Raw genomic sequence first — 16,827 nt, 5'->3', positions numbered from 1 at the left:
CTATATTTAATTCAGACGCAATTTACGGAAAACCGCTGAATAGCGGAATTGATGAAGGGGTGGCAGGATGCTCGCCATAATCGTCACAAGCCACGGTGAATTTGCCCGTGGAATTTTACAGAGTGCTGAAATGATCTTTGGTAAAGCGCAAAAAATTATTGCCGTTACACTGGCGGCCGACGAAAGTGTCGAGGACTTGGCAAATCACTACCAGGCGGCGATTCAAGAAATGGCCCCGGTAGACGAATTGTTATTTTTGGTTGATCTATGGGGTGGCTCGCCCTTTAACGCGGCTAGTCGGGTCGTTGCCCAGCATCCGGACCGATATGGTCTCGTGGCTGGCTTGAATCTGCCAATGCTGATTGAGGCACTGTCGATTCAGAACCAGACTTTGGCTGAGGTGATTCCCCACTTAGAGCGCGCAGCTCAAGGGGGCATTCGCCATTTAGATTTACAAGCGAACACGGGAGATGACGAGTTACTATGACGATGACAATTAAATTAGCGCGGGTCGATAACCGCTTACTGCACGGTCAAGTTGCGACGGTGTGGACCAAGACGGTACGGCCTAACCGGATTTTGGTCGTCTCCGATGACGTGGCCCAGGACCAACTGCGCAAGACGTTGATCGTTCAAGCGGCGCCCGCTGAAGCCAAGGCCAACGTCATTACGTTAGCGAAAATGGCGCAGATCTATCAGGATGCCCGTTTTGATGGTTTTCAGCCGATTATTTTAATGGAAACACTGCCGGAAATGGCCAGTCTGGTGGACCAAGGTGTTGACCTGACTGCGACCGGTGTGAACGTGGGTAACCTAGCTTATACGGCGGGGAAGACCCTATTGACGGCTAGCCTGTCCGCCGATGAAGCGGACGTTGCGGCTGCCAAGAAGTTGGTCGCAGCCGGCGTCGACGTCTATGCGCAAACGGTTCCAACGGATCGAAAACAGGATTTCTTAAAGTTAGCAGCTAAAAAGGGTTTGTCGTAACACCTCACTCGGTGGTCACCCCACCTGAGCGGGGTGTTTTTGCGGTACATATTAGAAAGTAGAAGGGAGTCAACGGGTCATGAGCATTTGGGGAGTTTTGATTATTGCCTTCTTAGCGGGGATCGAAGGTGTGATTGATGAATGGGAATTTCATCAACCCATCGTTGCCTGTACGCTGGTCGGCCTAGCAACCGGGAATCTCGTGAGTGGGATTGCTCTCGGGGCTTCACTGCAGTTAGTGACGTTGGGGTGGATGAACATTGGGGCCGCTGTTGCCCCTGATCCGGCGTTAGCCGCCGTTGTGGCCGCATGGTGGGTCAGTGGCCCAGCGCACTTGCCCGTGGCGGCAGGGGTCATTTTAGCCATTCCCTTAGCCTTGATTGGGCAGGGATTGACGCAGGGCCTGCGCAAGCTGATTATTCCGTTGGTGCAACAGGCCGATGTGGCCGCTGCCAGTGGTAATCTCCACCGCATCGACTGGATTTTGCGCCTCAGCGTGGTCTTACAGGGCCTACGCGTTTTGATTCCGACGGCGTTTTTGATGTGGATTCCGAGTGCTTGGGTCCATGCGAGTTACCACCTGCTACCGCAAGTTATTCAGGGTGGGTTGCGGGTATCCGCAGGCTTGTTAGTCGTTGTCAGCTTTGCCATTGTCATCAACATGATGGCGACTCGGCAACTCTGGCCGTTCTTCTTCATTGGTTTCGCGCTCGCGACGGACGGCCATTTGAGCTTAGTCGCCCTAGGCTTAATTGGCGTCGGACTGGCGATTCTTTACCTGCGCTTGCAGGATGGTGGTCACCACGATAATGGTGGCGGCAACAATCAGACTGAAGAAGACGAATTGGACCGAGAACTGGATGATCTTTAAGGGGGCGTGACGAGTGGCAACTGAACAAACAAAACCGCGCCAACTCACGCTGGGGGATCAGTTCCTGATTTTCGGACGATCCGGTTGGGAACAAGCAGCGTGGAATTATCCGCGGTTACAAAATTTAGGCTTTTGTTATTTAATGATTCCAGCGATTCGGCGACTCTACCCGGATAAAGCGGATGCGGGCGCCGCAGCGGAACGGCATTTGGCGTTATTTAATACCATGCCCTACATGCAGTCATTGATTACTGGGGTGACATTATCCCTTGAGGAGGACCATGCGAATGGCAAACCGGTCTCGGCTGAAGATATCAGTGCCGTCAAGGTTGGCATGATGGGGTCCTTGGCCGGGGTGGCCGATCCCGTTTGGTGGGGGACCTGGCGGCCGATTCTGAGTGCCTTTGCCGCTAGCTTAGCGCTGAGTGGGTTTGGTATCGTCGGGCCCTTAGTCTTCTTTATTGGCTGGAACGTGGTGCGGTTGGCCTTTCGGTGGATTGCACAGCGGTGGGGCTATCGCCAGGGACTCAAGGTCGTGACGGCCCTGAGCAGCGGTATGCTCCAGAAACTAACTCTGGGAGCCTCCATTGTGGGGATGTTTGTCATGGGTGCCATTGTCCCGCGATGGACGCGGGTCACGCTGGCACCCATCATCGCGACGAGCGCTCACGGGAGCTTGTCCTTGCAGGGGATGCTGGACCGGCTACTGCCGGGACTGGTGCCCTTACTGTTGACGTTGGGCTGTGTCTGGTTATTGCGCCGCCACGTGAAACCCTTGTGGCTGTTAGTCGGCGTCTTCGTCATCGGCCTGGGTGGTTACTGGTTGGGCATTTTCCGGTAATCGCGGCGGGTGTTTGGGTGGGATGCGCAACTGCTGTGGTGAGACGTTGAGAAGCCGTGACTGAGCCAACAAGCGTGGTAATGGCAGACAACGTAAGCACAGGGAACATCGAAACACCGCCTATCTTCTGATTTGGTAGCCTTACTATAGCATGACCAAGACGATGGTTCACGCCGTTTACCTTATAACCTTTTCGATAAAAAATATCAGTTAAATTGTATTCAAAAACGCGCCTGAGAAAAAATCCCAGACGCGTTTTGTGTTCTAATTTTATATCGCTATCCCACGGTCACTTGATCCCGACCGTTGCGTTTAGAGTAGTACAAGCTCTGGTCGGCTCGTCGGTAAACGTCCAACTGTTCTTCGTCGGCCGTTTGGAGCTGCGTCAGACCAACGGAAATGCTGACGCTGATTTGCTGGCCGCCGTGCGAGAAGATAGCCGACCGGACACTCTCGGCAATATCGTCGACGTGTTCCCGGGCCTGATCCGTTGTGTAATTTTTAAAGAGAATCGTGAATTCCTCGCCACCCGTTCGGTAGAGGACGAGGTTGGGGTCGACGCGCCGGAGCTGATCACTAATCAGGGTGGCCGTGTGTCCCAACACGTAGTCACCCGCCAAATGGCCATAGGTGTCGTTGACGTGCTTGAAGTGGTCGATATCGAACAGCATCAGCGTCAGCGGCTTGTGAGTGACCTTACTGTTGTCGAAGGCCGCGCTGAAGTCATTTTTAAAGGCAAAGTAGTTCTTCACGTGGGTGAGGTCATCGTAGTTCGTGGTGTAGGTCAGCTGTGCCAGGGTGGCCGCGCCGCTCATCAATGAATCCACGTAGATGTACATAATGGTGAGCAGGAAGAAACTGAAAATGAGCTCCCACATCATGATGGAGGAGGAGAGGCCAAAGCGTTGGCCGACCACCCCCCAGAGAATCGCGGAGAGGAGCAACGAGGCGACAGTGTATTCAATGTAGTCGAGCCACATGTGGTGCCGTCGACTGCGAACAAACTTCATCACGTAGAAGTAGGCGATGAAGACCACCGCGAAGACCCAGGCGAGTCCCAGTCCCAGCGTTTGGTTGACGACCATGAACAGCAGGATAGCGAGGGCCAACTGCCAGAACTTAATTTCCAACATCAAAAAGTAACTGACAAAGACAATCGCGAAGATTTGGAAATTGGTGAAGGCCCAGCTATAGGGGGTGTGGTTGACGGCGAGTTGCACGCCAACGTTGAGCACAACCATATAAACGAGACCGACGTCGGTGCGGACCTTGTCCTCATTGGGGTGTTTGCCACGGGTTTTAAACCACCGAATAATCCGGTTGGTGAGGTACCAGTATAGCGTTAACACGCCCAGCAGGAAGAACAGACTCGTAATTGCCGGGGTCACAAACCAGTGAGACCAAGTCATTAAGGAACACCATCCAATCTATATTCAGCATTTATTTGTACCTACCATACATGTTAACTCACCAAACTTAAAAGTGACACATGCAGTTCACCCATTTTGGGCAAAAAGAGGGAGCCTCAGAACCGAAACCGGCTCCGAGACTCCCGTTAAATTTAAACTAAGCTAGGTTTACCGTACAAGTAACCTTGATGTAGGGTGATGCCGAATTGCTTGGCCAAGGCCTGGTCGTCCGCATCTTCGACCCCTTCAAGGATCAATCGTAACCGGTATTCCCGAGAAATTTGGGCCCAGAAGGCGAGGCTGGCGGGAATCAAGTCGGCTTCCCCGCTCATCCGCAGGTTTTGCATGGCAAACTTGATTTCGTCCACGTAAGGCAACAGGTCGCGAATATTTTGGTACGTGTTGGACCCCGTGCCCACATCATCTAAGACCAAACCAATACCATATTGATGAACAGCCAAACTGAACTGCTTCATTTCCTCGAGGGTCGGGGCTTCGGTTAACTCAATGGTCAATGCGGCTGGGGCAATGCGTTTCTTTAAAGCAATCACCGTCCCCAACGTGAGGGGATTGCGAAGCTGTTGATTATTGAGGTTAAAAGCGAGTACCTGATTGTTAACGGCTGTGTGTAACGAAGAAGCCGTGTCCTCAAGGAGCTTAGCCTGATCGGCAACAGAGATGTCCGTAAAATGATGCGGCAAGACCCAAGCGTCCTCTTCCTGTTTACGTAACAAGACTTCATAGCCGAAGACTCGGTGGTCATCTTGATTGATCTGTGGTTGTACAAAGAAACGATACATAACCGATCCACTCCTTTAGAATCTTCCTACTCATGACTTTAAGTCTATTCTACCGCAATCTTGAAAAAGCACAACGACATATATCTTTCAGTGTGGTAACTGCGGGAGGCTATGACTTGCTTGCGACGCAAATCGTTGGCCAGTCACACTAACGGACGGGTTCGTGATTAAGGCGACTGCCGCCAAAGCTAGTTCGGCTGGTTTCCTTACTGAGAGTAGCCAAGTGCGTGATTTTAGCCGGAATAGGTGATGTGTGTATTAATTAGCGAATGATAACCCAGTCCAACTGATTTTAAGTAAAAATGGGGTAAAATTTGCGTTGACAAATGGTCAATTTTTTTAGGGATAGCCTAAAATTGATCAGTTTTATCAAAATTCATGGGCAAGCGATTTGCCAATTTTACCGGGTGTTTCAAAAAATTGCAAGAAGAAAATACCGGGGACCGTAATCTTAAGAATTAGCCGACTGTTGCTAACAAAAAAGGCGCCCGGAACTTTCCCGGACGCCATGTGGAGCTTTTTAAATTAGTAGCCGTATCCGCCGCCGTTCGTCCCGCTATTGTCATAGGAAGAGTAACCGGTCGTACTGGTATCAGCGTCAGTTGTAAATTTCTTGGTGTTGGCCAGGCCCAGCGTCTTGCGAATGTGGTTCGAGACGCGTTTCAGCTCGGTCGTGGTTGGTACTTGATAGGAGAGCCCATCAATCATTGCGTCTTGTCCCTGTAAGGTTTCGGACTTGATGTGGTGGGAAGCATTCCCGTACTTGGCCCGAATCTGCATCAGGTCATCAAAGGTCAGGTCAGTCTTCAGGTTCCCATTCAATGATTTCAAAATGGTTTGGTAACGGGTAATGGAGGACAGGCCGGCCGCCTTCACGACCAGTTTCTGTAAGACCTCACGTTGTCGCTTTTGCCGACCGTAGTCACCCAACGGATCATCATGCCGCATCCGCGAGTAGTCCAGCGCCTGTTTCCCATTCAAATGGGTCTTCTTACCCTTGACCACGTTGGCAGCACCGTACTGGAAGGTCAACGGTGGCTTCACATCGACCCCACCCACGGCGTTGACCATCTTTTCAAGGCCACCCATGTTAACGATGGCGTAAAAGTCAATCGGGATGTCCAGCAGGTCTTCCACGGTCTTCACGGCCGTCTTCGGCCCGCCAATCGTGTAGGCGGCGTTGATCTTTTGAATCGACGCGTTGGCTCCGGAACCGACCGTGACCCGCGTATCCCGCGGAATACTCGTCAGGTAGGCGGTTTCCTTGGTCGGGTTGATGGTGGCGACCATCATGGTGTCGGTCCGGCCGACGTCTGAACGGCCCAGCGCCCCGGTATCGGTTCCCATCAGGAGAATCGAGAAGGGCTTGTTGGACTTCAACACGGCGGAAACGTTCCGGCTCTTGGCGGCGTTCGAGGCCTCGTAGGTCTGGCTAAACGTCTTCTTCGCGGACATCCAGGCTTGGTAGCCATACGCCAGGCCGCCCCCCAGCATGAGCAAGACGAACAAGACAATCGTCCACATGATGGGGCGGTGTGGGTGAACCTTAGGTGTTTTAAAGTGTGAGTTACGGTCGGCACGGCTGTCGTAGACCTGCTCGAAATCCTCAGGCTTGTGCTGCCGCTTAGGTGTATTATCGTTTGGCATAATTATTTCCTCATCCTCATCAAAAACTTTGGCTGACGCACCGGGCCAGGCGCACAAGTAACGTGGCGGCACCAGTGATACAGATTTGTTAATTCCCCTGGAATCCCATCTGTAGACTCAATTAATTCATTAGACCATAAAAATCGTCATTCGTAAATGTTTCTTCCGGCTAAATCGGCTAGTTTGGGGAGCCGTCTAGACCAGCTAAAGCTAGATTTACTAAGTTGTCAAGGTGACCTAAAGTGTATTATAGCGCTATTTGTAAACGGTTGCGAAGGGAGCCGACGGTGGGGACGTGCTATAATAAGAAGCGTTGCTTAAGAAACTCTAATTTTTGGTAATGTTTAAGTGGGGAGGGACGCCGATGGCCGTCTTTATTCGAAGCGTTTCGGGTGTTTTGATCATCCTGGTCATGATTGGCCTGGGCTACGTGCTTTCCCGGCGTGGCTGGTTTGATGATCAAGCGCCTAAGTTGATTGCCCGGTTGGTCACGCAGATTGCGTTGCCCGCCTACATGATTAGTACGATCACGGCAAAGTTCTCGGCGGAAACGCTGAAGAAGACGCTGCCGGATCTGCGATTTCCAATCGTCTCAATGCTGATTATGTTCGGCCTCTCCATCATTGCCTTCCATGCGTTTCGCATTAATCCCAAGCACCGCGGCCTGTTTGAATCCATGTTTTTGAATTCCAACACCGTGTTCGTGGGGTTGCCAGTCAACGAAGCGTTGTTCGGCCCCAAGAGTCTGCCGTTTGTGCTGGTCTACTATATGGCCAACACGACTTTTTTCTGGACGTTGGGGGTCTACCTGATTCAACGCGACGGGCAGGGGGCGGCCAAGTTTGATCTCAAACAAACGCTGCAGAAGATTTTCTCGCCGCCGTTACTGGGATTCATTCTGGGGGTTCTGCTGGTTCTGCTCGACATTCAATTGCCCGGGTGGATCATGCAAGACTTCCAATATATTGGTGGCCTCACGATTCCGTTGTCGATGATTTTTATCGGCACAGCAATTGCGGGGGCGGGCTTACAAAATGTCCACGTCGACCGCGACAGCCTGGGAATTCTCCTGGGACGCTTCATTGTCGCCCCGGTCTTGATGGGCTTGCTCGTCTTACCAACTAGTATGCCAATTCTAATGAAACAAGTCTTTATTTTACAAGCAGCGATGCCCGTAATGACGAACGCGCCGGTGGTGGCCAAACTCTACCGCGCCGACGCCGATTACGCGGCCATCATGGTAACCGAAACTACCCTCCTAAGTTTAGTGGTCATTCCGATTCTGATGGTCATCGTGCAACACGTTGCCTGATTGATGCCGTTTGACTTAATAAGGAGGAACATTTTTTCGTTTTGAGAAAAACACTATTGTATATCGCGTTTTCAACGTTAATGTTTAGTTCCATGGAAATTGCCCTGAAGTCTGCTGGAAATGCGTTCAATCCGATTCAGCTGAACCTGATTCGCTTTTTCATCGGGGGCTTGATCCTATTACCGATTGCTTTACGAGCCTTACATAAACAAAGTCACCGGTTAAACCGCAGTGACTGGGCCCTGTTCTTCTTGACCGGGCTGGTCTGTGTCATCATCAGTATGACGCTGTACCAATTGGCCATCAGCGTGGACGAAGCTTCAACTGTGGCCGTTCTGTTCAGCTGTAACCCCGTCTTCGCCTTGATCTTCTCTTATCTGATCTTGCACGAACGGTTAGGCCGAGCAAACTTGATTGCCGTCATCGTGTCAATCATTGGGCTGGTCGTCATTGTGAACCCCGCCCATTTGACCAACCCCGTCGGTTTGACGCTGGCCATTGCCTCCGCCTTGACCTTTGGGTTGTACAGTATCGTGTCCCGGTGGGGTTCCGTGCGTCACCACTTCAACGGGATTGTCATGACCTGCTTCACGTTCTTGGCCGGGTCATTGGAATTGTTCGTGATCATGATGATCACCCACATCCCCGCCGTTGCGAGTGGCTTACGGCAAGCAAGCTGGTCTCGTCAATTTGCGGCGATGCCCATCTTGCAAAATATTAGCTTACAATACTTCTGGATCCTATTCTTCATTGGGGTCTGTGTTACCGGTGGTGGGTTTGCCTTTTACTTCTTAGCCATGGAACGGTCCGACGTTTCCACGGCGTCTCTGGTCTTCTTCATCAAGCCAGGGTTGGCACCCATCATGGCCGCAATCCTGATTCACGAAAAGATTTTGACCAACACGATTGTCGGAATCGTCATTATCCTGATTGGGTCGGTCATCACCTTCATGGGGAACCGGGTCAAGGCGCGCGAATCTGCTTTGGCAGAAGAAGACGCCAGCGACTTCCAGGAAGCCGACGACCCAGTGGCTGCGAAATTAGCAGCGCACTCCGAATCCTCAGCTGACTAAGTGGTTAACCTTTAAAATTGTTATGAGGCGTTTCTCAGAACTTCTGGGGAACGTCTTTTTTTGTGGCTGGCATCGGTGTTTCCAAAAGGTTAGGGGCAGGAGAAAAATACGTGAAAATAGGCACAAATTGCGCGAAGCCACGGCAAACCTATGTTATGATTATTAGTGAGAATTGCAAAGAGAGAAAGGGAGCATGATCAATGGCAACGCTGGTCATTTTACGGCACGGGGAAAGTGTCGCGAACCGAGACAACATTTTCACGGGGTGGAGTGACGTGCCGCTGACGGCTAAGGGCCGTGAACAGGCGGCTGCGGCTGGCAAATTGGTGGCGGCCACGGGCTTACAGTTTGGGGCGCTACACACTTCCATGTTGCAGCGCGCCATTGTGACTTCGAACATCGTGCTGGAAGCCATCGACCAACTGTACATCCCCGAATACAAGTCGTGGCGGCTGAACGAACGTCATTACGGCGCGTTACGCGGGAAGAACAAGGCCGCGGTCAAGGCCCAGGTCGGCGAGGCGCAGATCAAGATTTGGCGGCGAAGCTTTGAAACGGTGCCGCCCTTACTGGATCACGTGAGTCAGGACCGGCGTTACGACCAATTTGGACCGCACGTGGAGCCCCGTGGTGAGAGCCTGGAGATGGCCTATCACCGGCTGCTACCTTACTGGACGGACCAGATTGCCCCACGGTTATTGGATGGGCACAATCAGTTGGTCGTGGCCCACGGTAGTACGTTACGCGCATTGATTAAGTACTTGGATCACGTGGCCGATGCGGATATTAGCAAGGTTGAAGTTGCGAACGGTGAACCCATTCGTTACGACTTTGATGACCGGCTGAACGTATTAGCCAAGCAAACCCTGTAAGTTTTTAAAGTAAATAATAAGTTACCCCTGTCGGCGAAGACATTCATTGTCTTTGGCCGACTTTTTCGTATAATCAAGGTATGACAGTTAGGTCCGACCGTTTAGGCGGTAAAAAGGCAGTAGGGGAATCTAATTGGGGGAGAGAAAATTGAATAAACGAAACTTACGCCATTGGGCGGTATTGTTCGTCGTCATCTTGGGGATTGGCGGCGTGGTTTTTGGCATGCACGCCATTGACCAGCAGGATAAGCGGGAGGTGGCGATGAGCAATCGCCAGCACGCCCAGCAGACCAAAGCAACACTGGCGGCGGATGCTGCGGCCAGCAAGCGTCACCGGGATTTAAGCAAGACGGCCTTTGACCGCACGAATAAAGGCCAGAAGCACCCAAAGTTTAGTGCCCATCTGACCCAGGAACTGAAGAACAAAAAGTTCGTGGGGACGGCGCTGGTCGTGAAAAATGACCGGGTCGTTTACCAGCGGGCCTTTGGGTTTGCGAACGCCAAGAAGCACAAGAAGAACAAAGTCACGTCGCAGTATTTGATCAATTCCGTACAGAAATCCATGACCGGGTTCTTGGTCATCAAGGCGGCTCAGGCCGGTCAACTTCAGCTGACGGACCGGTTGAATCAGTATTATCCGGGCATCAAGGGCAGTAACCGCGTGACGATTCGCCAGATGCTCAACATGGAGGCCGGCATTACCGGGGAGCTCAAACCGGGCCGGACACTGACGGAAAATGAGGTTTACCAGTACGTCAGTCAAAACGTGCGGATCGACCCTAGTAAGATCGGCCAGTTTGACTACCAGCAGATCTGTTTCACGTTGCTGGCGGGTATTTTGCATCAGGTGACGCATGATTCTTATTACGATTTATTTTACCAACAAATGGTCACGCCACTGAACCTGAACCATACCGGTTTTGCCCAGTTGCGGTCCAAGACCAAGGGGATGACGACGGGCTATGCCGGCGCCACGCCGCGGGATTACAGTGACCCGCACAAGCCATCGGCAGCCAGCATGGCCGTCCAGGTAGCCACAGGAAACGCCACGATGAGCACGGGTGACGTGTTCAGAGCGGAACGGGCAATTGTCCAGGGTAGCCTGCTAAACACGCCAGCGGGCGCGCAGGTGCTGCATGAGGCGGATGCCACGATTCATTACGCCGGTGGGGTCTACCACCTCGACCAGGGCAACGGGTATTACGGTCACGGCATGGGCGATTACTACGAGAGCACCTTTGCCATTAGTAAGAGTGGCAAGAACGGCGTCGTCTTCCTGTCGAACAATTTCGAGAAGAAGACGATGTACCCGGACTGGTCAACGGAAGACCTGGCCTTACAGACATTCCAACAGATTAATACAGCGAAAAAATTAAAGTAAGTAACGGCTGCCTGGTCGTCTGTCCATTTAGGGGAGACGATTAGGCAGTTTTTTAGAGGGAAAATTTGTCGGTCGGCAGGTCGCGTCGCCGATGCACAAATGCGTCAGTGGGGATGATTAGTCAGCCCATCATTAAGTCGTTGCGGTACACTAAGGTAAAGGGGGCGGAACCATGCTCGAAGTTGGGTTCAATCACCAGTTATCTGGGGTGTACGGCGTGTCACTGGCCGTCATGGTTTTGTTGGCGGTCATCGTGGTGCCGCTGGTGCAGAAACGTTGGCACCGGCGCTGCCCCGTGCTCAACAGCATGTGGTGGCAGTTGGCGCCCATCCTGGCATTTTCGGCGGTCCAAATGGCTTATGTGAGGTTTAATCTTGTGTTGGGTGGGCTGTTTTTGTTAATTGACCTGATGCTCATTTTGGATGGGTATCAACGCCAGGTCGCCAGGCAGCGGCATGACCAGCAGGAAAGTAAACAGCATCAAAAAAACGTCTGAGACTTTCATCTCAGGCGTTTTTTGATGATCAATTAAAATAAGTTAACCGGTTAGCTGTTCTCTGAGTTTATAAAATACTTAGAGTTCGAGATTTTGCGAGAAATTATTTATTTTATAAGTAAAGGTGGATAACGTGGTTAAACGATTAACCATAAACGGATCAGTGTGAATTCTTTAAGTCCTAAACACAGTAGGCGACTATTCTTTCATGGTAAACGTTACATTTGATTTTTTGAAAACGATTATTGTATTGAACTCGAAATTGCTTGTTTAAACTTTAATAAGTTGGATAAAAGCTAAATGCAGGTACGAAGCTGGGATGAATGACGGATTAACGCTGACATAAAAGGGAATCGTATAGGACGAATTTGTATGAAAACACCTTCGAAAGATGGCAGTAATGAATGCTCGTGATTGCTTAAACAAATAAAAAATCAAAAAAACATAATATAGTAGGAAAAAATAAATACCGGATTAATGATTGACAAATAGATTGTAAGCGAATACACTTTGTCTTGTAAGTTCAAGTTAAGCGGTAAACCAATACTCAAACAAAGAGATGAAGAAAGCCGCTACAGCTACATTTAATTTTTATAATGCAGTTTTCTTCTTAGGTTTATCGGTTAACAAAAGTGGAGGTGTGTATCATCAATACGAAGACGGAGTTTATCTTGAATACAATTGCCTTTGCTGAGCAGTTGCAATCGGGTGTTTCTCAGTTAGAGGTAATCCCAGCTGTTACACGGATGGGGTTTCAAGCCGTTGAAATCAGAAATGAATTTTTAGCAGGCAATGTAGAAGAGTTACATCAAATTCGAGATGAGGCTCAGAAAAACAAGCTCAATGTTTACTATAGTGTTAATGATTCGTTATTTATCAATCAAGGTATTAACCGGAAGTTGACACAGTATATTGCAGAGATGCATGAATTGGGGGCTGATCACCTTAAACTTAATTTTGGGCAAGTTTCTGAATTTAACGATGAGCTTGTTAGCAAATTGAGTGAGTATTTGGATGGCAGCTTCGAACTTAATGTTGAAAATAATCAGACAGCATCCGAGAGTAAGCTGATTGATATTGCAAAATTTTTCAAGGTAGTGCAGAATTTGAAAATTGATATTGGTTTTTGTTTTGATTCGGCCAATTGGTATTGGACTGGTAGTACGCCTGAAGAAGCAGCAGTGCAGCTGGCGAGTGTGACGCGTTATCTCCATCTTAAGAATAAGCGTGGTAGCGATGAAAAGCTTAGTGTTACCCCCTTAATTGAAGGCGATATTGACTGGAAAAAACTTGTAAAGAGCTTTCCTGATGTTCGTGAGGTGGCTTTAGAGTATGCAGGTACACAGGATGAGGTTCAGCAAGGGCTACAGGCAATAAAAAAAGAATACTTGAATTGATAATTGATCAATGAAAAGAGGATGACAGTCAAATGTTAGAGATGGTAAACCAAGTATTCCAGACTTTTGGTGCGAGCGTAGTTGTGCCAATTATGATTTTCATTGTTGCACTTTTTCTGAAAGTCAGAGTACGAACAGCAATGATGAGTGCTTTCTACGCTGGGGTGGGGTTGACTGGTTTTGGTTGGATTATTTCGGCCTTTACACCAGTTGTCACGAAAGTTATTAAGCAAATGGTTAACAACACTGGAATTAAGTTGCCGATTGTTGATATTGGTTGGCAAGCAGGATCATTAGCTACTTTTGGTTCAACGGTTGGTCTGAGTTTCTTTGTTTTTGGATTGATTTTAGAACTAGTATTGTTTGCTGTAGGGGTCACGAAAGTATTTATGCCCTCGAATTTATGGAATAATTTCGGATTTATGGTTTGGGGAACGATGGCCTACTATGTAACTAGAAACTTCTGGCTCTCGTTAGGTTTATCGTTCTTCATGTTACTTTACACTTTAGCTTTAGCTGAAATTCAAGCGGATCGTTGGTCTGACTATTATGGTGTTAAAAATGCTACGGTTAGTTCTTTACATAACATGGAACAAGCTGTTCCAGCAATCTTATTAGATCCCCTATGGAACCTAATTGGGTTGAACAAAGTTAAGATGACGCCTGAATACTTTAAAAATAAGTTGGGAGTATTTGGTGAGCCAACGACCTTGGGTGCTATTTTGGGGCTTATCATCGGGATTCTTGGGAATCTTAAGAGTTTAACCACAATGGCTGCCTGGGGACAGATTTTAACCTTTGCCATTGAATTATCAGCTGTTATGACTATTTTCCCACTGGTAACTGGCGTCTTCTCAAAAGCCTTTTCACCATTGGCCGAGGAAATTGATCGGAATAGTCATCGTAATGATGATTCTGATGATGAAGAAGAGAACAAGGGCTATGATAAGAAACGGTGGTTCTTGGGTGTCGATGATGGGGTTGGTTATGGTGAACCAGCAACGATTATTTCTGGTGTTATCTTGATTCCAATAATGGTTTTGATTGCATTTATTTTACCTGGGAACAAGACGTTACCTGTCGTTGATCTGATTTCAATTCCATTCATGATTGAATCAATTGTGGCGGTAACTCGTGGAAATATTTTAAAAGTTATCTGCAACGGGATTGTTTGGTTCAGCTTAGGATTATATGCAAGCAGTTGGTTAGGCACAATTTACACTGGTGCAATTTCGCATTATGGCGTTGCAATTCCAGCTGGAGTTGTTCTGATTACTAGCTTTAACTTGATGGCACGTCCAATGAATGCTGTTGTGTTTGCTGCTTGGATTTCTGGTAATTGGGTCTTTATTGGATTAACAATTATTGCTTACCTAATTGTCGAAGTGTTACTACGTACTCGACGTGAACAGATTTGGGCTTACTTAAAACGCATGTCAGAAAAGAACGCTGGGTTTACTGGTAGCAAAGAGAAAATTACGTACGACAACGATTAGCTAAAAATATATATGGAGGGTTTTATTATGAAAAAAATTCCCCAATTGTCAAATCAAGTGCAACACAGGACAGTAAGGCGTAAGCATAACAGGATGCATGTTCTTGAAGACCTGTGTTTTGAAGACCTGGGCGGCGCTAGCATAGCCCAGGGATTTACGTAATCGATGGTTAAGTGCGTTTTGAATGGCTTGGATCGTTGGTAGATCAAAGTTCTTGAGAGAGATGCCCTTCGGAATGTACTCACGGATGAGACCGTTGAGATTCTCATTAGACCCTCGTTCAGAGGGCGTATAAGGATGAGCGAAGTAAACTTTGGTTCCTTGGACCTGATCTAGCTCGGCAAACTCACTGCCATTGTCAAATGTGATTGACTGGAAGTTCTTAGGACCATAGGCCGTAATGACCCCTTGAAGTGCCTGGCGGCAAGTGTCAGCGTGGTAGTCAGGAATCTTAACGATGATTTCAAAACGACTGACACGCTCGGTCAATGTCATCAGTGCGGGTTCGCTAGTAACCCGCTTGCCCTTAACTAGATCTCCTTCCCAGTCGCCCACCAAGATACGTTGGTCGACGATAGCTGGGCGCTCATCGATTGAGCTGCCCAATATCTTCTTATTCTTTCGGGAGCGAGCTCGACGAGTGCTCTTTACTCGACGACGTAGTTTGACTGGTAAATCAGCGTTACACAGATTCAGATAGCCTAAATCAATGTATCGATAAACAGTAGGTGTCGATGGGCAAGGCTTGTCAGGGTAAAGCTGATGGAATCGGTGGACGAAGCTATCGACACTATCGACTCTAATCTTCGTTTTAAGCGCTTCGACTAATAGCTTGAAGAAGAGCCAGCAACGCTTTAGCAAGCCCTTAGAATGACATTTAAGGCGGTCTTTTTCATAGACAGCCTGTCCTGCTTCAGCAAAATATTGATAGTATGGCAGATAGTCGGAGTTAAGCTGGCGAACCGTGCCACGCTTGATTTCGCGTGAGATAGTACTGGGATTTCGATGAAGATTACGAGCAATTTGGCGAACAGATTGGTGGTCCTTCAAGAACGCTTCAATTTGGCCACGCTCTTCGGCAGAGAGTTGTTGGTAAGTAATGGTAGTGGTATGATTTGACTGGGTCATGGAGATACCTCTTTCTTTTTGGTTTGGTCGCTTAAAAGTATAGGTCTCCATGGCCTATTTGTTTACCCTCAATGTCTTAAGGGGTGTTGCACTTCAATTTTAAATCGGGCTATGAAAAAAATTGATGGACATTTGCATTTAGTTCGTTCTATTGCTGGGTTTAATGGTAAAGGCCGGATGACACCATTAGGTGATGGTCGGACAATTTGGGATGATGGGACTGCAATTAAGTTGATTCCAGATGGCTGGGGTAGTGATGATTTCACTGCTGAATCAGCACTTAAGGTCATGGAAGAAAATGGTATTGACAAGGCTGTCTTGCTGCAAGGAAGCTTAAATGGTTACCAGAATTACTATTCATACCAAGTTGCTAAGAAATACCCAGATCGGTTTGTTGCCGCCTTCTCTGTTGATCCGTTCTCAGAATTTTATATGAAGATTGTTAAGCGTCATGTAGAAGACTTAGGTTTCAGAAGCATCAAGTTTGAAATCAGTCAGGGTGGTGGGATGCATGGTTACCACTTCACTACGCCATTTAGATTAGATACCGATCCACGAATTGGTCGTATTTTCCATTTCCTGAGTGATTACCCTGGATTCTCCGTTGCTGTTGACTATGGTGATTATACGCAATTTAGTCATCAACCAGAGGCAATTGCTAACTTGGCAAAGACGTACCCACAACTTAACTTTGTCGTTTGCCATTTGTCATTTCCGAATGCAGATCATCCAGATCGCTTAAAGGCTGAATTAAACCAATGGGCTGGTATTGATAACATCTATACTGATATTTCAGCTATTCAGGATATTGACGGCGAAACTGAATTCCCATTCCCTCGTTGCCAAAAAGATGTCAAAATTGCTAAAGATATTTTGGGCGCCGGACATATTATCTGGGGGACGGATTCACCATGGTCTTCAACCTTCAATTCTTACAAGAATTTATCTACTTGGCTTGAAGCAACTGATATCTTCAATAAGAAGGAATTGGAAGATGTCATGTACAATAATGCAGAAAAAGTGTACTTTAATAAGGCTGCTGTCCAAGCAATGAAGGACGCAGAAGATCCTGTACTCAAATAGTATAAAATCTACCCTGAATAGGTAAACGAAAAGC

The 16,827-nt window shown here is 48.5% G+C and carries 16 protein-coding genes; 12 read left to right on the top strand and 4 right to left on the bottom strand.

What is annotated here, in order from left to right:
• Positions 1-67: 67 nt before the first annotated feature.
• The 4 genes from ACEPST_RS02215 (at position 68) to ACEPST_RS02200 (ending at position 2,699) form a co-directional block, all read left to right on the top strand.
• Positions 68-487 carry a PTS sugar transporter subunit IIA gene (locus tag ACEPST_RS02215; protein ID WP_125765647.1) on the top strand — a complete coding sequence of 140 codons (420 nt, stop codon included), beginning with the start codon at positions 68-70 and terminating at the stop codon, positions 485-487.
• The gene (locus ACEPST_RS02210) at positions 484-987 is read left to right on the top strand and encodes a PTS system mannose/fructose/N-acetylgalactosamine-transporter subunit IIB (RefSeq protein ID WP_203644565.1); all 504 of its coding nucleotides are present in this window, start codon (positions 484-486) and stop codon (positions 985-987) included. The genes ACEPST_RS02215 and ACEPST_RS02210 overlap by 4 nt, the downstream gene beginning before the upstream one ends.
• A 79-nt stretch (positions 988-1,066) precedes the next feature.
• Positions 1,067-1,858, top strand: coding sequence for a mannose/fructose/sorbose family PTS transporter subunit IIC (locus tag ACEPST_RS02205; protein WP_203644567.1), 792 nt, complete (start codon positions 1,067-1,069; stop codon positions 1,856-1,858).
• A gap of 13 nt (positions 1,859-1,871) precedes the next feature.
• Complete coding sequence (locus ACEPST_RS02200; protein ID WP_204121000.1) at positions 1,872-2,699, top strand: PTS system mannose/fructose/sorbose family transporter subunit IID; 828 nt, start codon at positions 1,872-1,874, stop codon at positions 2,697-2,699.
• Positions 2,700-2,977: 278 nt separating this feature from the next.
• Here the strand turns inward: ACEPST_RS02200 and ACEPST_RS02195 are convergent, their stop codons facing one another.
• The 3 genes from ACEPST_RS02195 to ACEPST_RS02185 all read right to left on the bottom strand — a co-directional run bounded on the left by ACEPST_RS02195 (position 2,978) and on the right by ACEPST_RS02185 (position 6,555).
• Positions 2,978-4,108: a GGDEF domain-containing protein gene (locus tag ACEPST_RS02195; RefSeq protein WP_203644570.1), complete on the bottom strand. Its 1,131-nt coding sequence runs from the start codon at positions 4,106-4,108 to the stop codon at positions 2,978-2,980.
• Between the two features lie 152 nt (positions 4,109-4,260).
• Positions 4,261-4,908, bottom strand: coding sequence for an EAL domain-containing protein (locus ACEPST_RS02190; protein ID WP_203644572.1), 648 nt, complete (start codon positions 4,906-4,908; stop codon positions 4,261-4,263).
• Positions 4,909-5,433: 525 nt separating this feature from the next.
• Positions 5,434-6,555, bottom strand: a complete 1,122-nt coding sequence (locus tag ACEPST_RS02185; RefSeq protein WP_203644574.1) for an LCP family protein — start codon at positions 6,553-6,555, stop codon at positions 5,434-5,436.
• 364 nt (positions 6,556-6,919) lie between these two features.
• Here ACEPST_RS02185 and ACEPST_RS02180 point away from each other — a divergent pair, with 364 nt between their 5' ends.
• The 7 genes from ACEPST_RS02180 to ACEPST_RS02150 all read left to right on the top strand — a co-directional run bounded on the left by ACEPST_RS02180 (position 6,920) and on the right by ACEPST_RS02150 (position 14,582).
• Positions 6,920-7,867, top strand: a complete 948-nt coding sequence (locus ACEPST_RS02180) for an AEC family transporter (protein ID WP_203644576.1) — start codon at positions 6,920-6,922, stop codon at positions 7,865-7,867.
• 41 nt (positions 7,868-7,908) lie between these two features.
• Complete coding sequence (locus ACEPST_RS02175) at positions 7,909-8,940, top strand: DMT family transporter (protein ID WP_204120999.1); 1,032 nt, start codon at positions 7,909-7,911, stop codon at positions 8,938-8,940.
• 200 nt (positions 8,941-9,140) lie between these two features.
• Positions 9,141-9,812 carry a 2,3-bisphosphoglycerate-dependent phosphoglycerate mutase gene (locus ACEPST_RS02170; RefSeq protein ID WP_203644580.1) on the top strand — a complete coding sequence of 224 codons (672 nt, stop codon included), beginning with the start codon at positions 9,141-9,143 and terminating at the stop codon, positions 9,810-9,812.
• A gap of 148 nt (positions 9,813-9,960) precedes the next feature.
• Positions 9,961-11,193, top strand: a complete 1,233-nt coding sequence (locus ACEPST_RS02165; RefSeq protein WP_395390478.1) for a serine hydrolase domain-containing protein — start codon at positions 9,961-9,963, stop codon at positions 11,191-11,193.
• Positions 11,194-11,365: 172 nt separating this feature from the next.
• On the top strand, positions 11,366-11,689 hold the full coding sequence (locus tag ACEPST_RS02160; RefSeq protein ID WP_204120997.1) for a hypothetical protein: 324 nt from the start codon (positions 11,366-11,368) through the stop codon (positions 11,687-11,689).
• Between the two features lie 671 nt (positions 11,690-12,360).
• Entirely contained in the window at positions 12,361-13,086 is a 726-nt protein-coding gene (locus ACEPST_RS02155; RefSeq protein WP_204120996.1) for a sugar phosphate isomerase/epimerase family protein, read from the top strand.
• A gap of 32 nt (positions 13,087-13,118) precedes the next feature.
• Entirely contained in the window at positions 13,119-14,582 is a 1,464-nt protein-coding gene (locus ACEPST_RS02150; protein WP_204120995.1) for a PTS galactitol transporter subunit IIC, read from the top strand.
• A gap of 48 nt (positions 14,583-14,630) precedes the next feature.
• Here ACEPST_RS02150 and ACEPST_RS02145 read toward each other — a convergent pair whose 3' ends face one another.
• Complete coding sequence (locus ACEPST_RS02145) at positions 14,631-15,710, bottom strand: IS30 family transposase (RefSeq protein WP_395390477.1); 1,080 nt, start codon at positions 15,708-15,710, stop codon at positions 14,631-14,633.
• A gap of 111 nt (positions 15,711-15,821) precedes the next feature.
• On the opposite strand from ACEPST_RS02145, the gene ACEPST_RS02140 reads away from it, so the two are divergent.
• Positions 15,822-16,793: an amidohydrolase family protein gene (locus tag ACEPST_RS02140; protein WP_125765661.1), complete on the top strand. Its 972-nt coding sequence runs from the start codon at positions 15,822-15,824 to the stop codon at positions 16,791-16,793.
• Positions 16,794-16,827 lie beyond the last annotated feature (34 nt).

This window comes from Levilactobacillus sp. FUA 3915, from assembly GCF_044053135.1.
Lineage (GTDB): Bacteria > Bacillota > Bacilli > Lactobacillales > Lactobacillaceae > Levilactobacillus > Levilactobacillus lanxiensis.
This window is presented reverse-complemented; position numbering and strand designations above follow the sequence as displayed.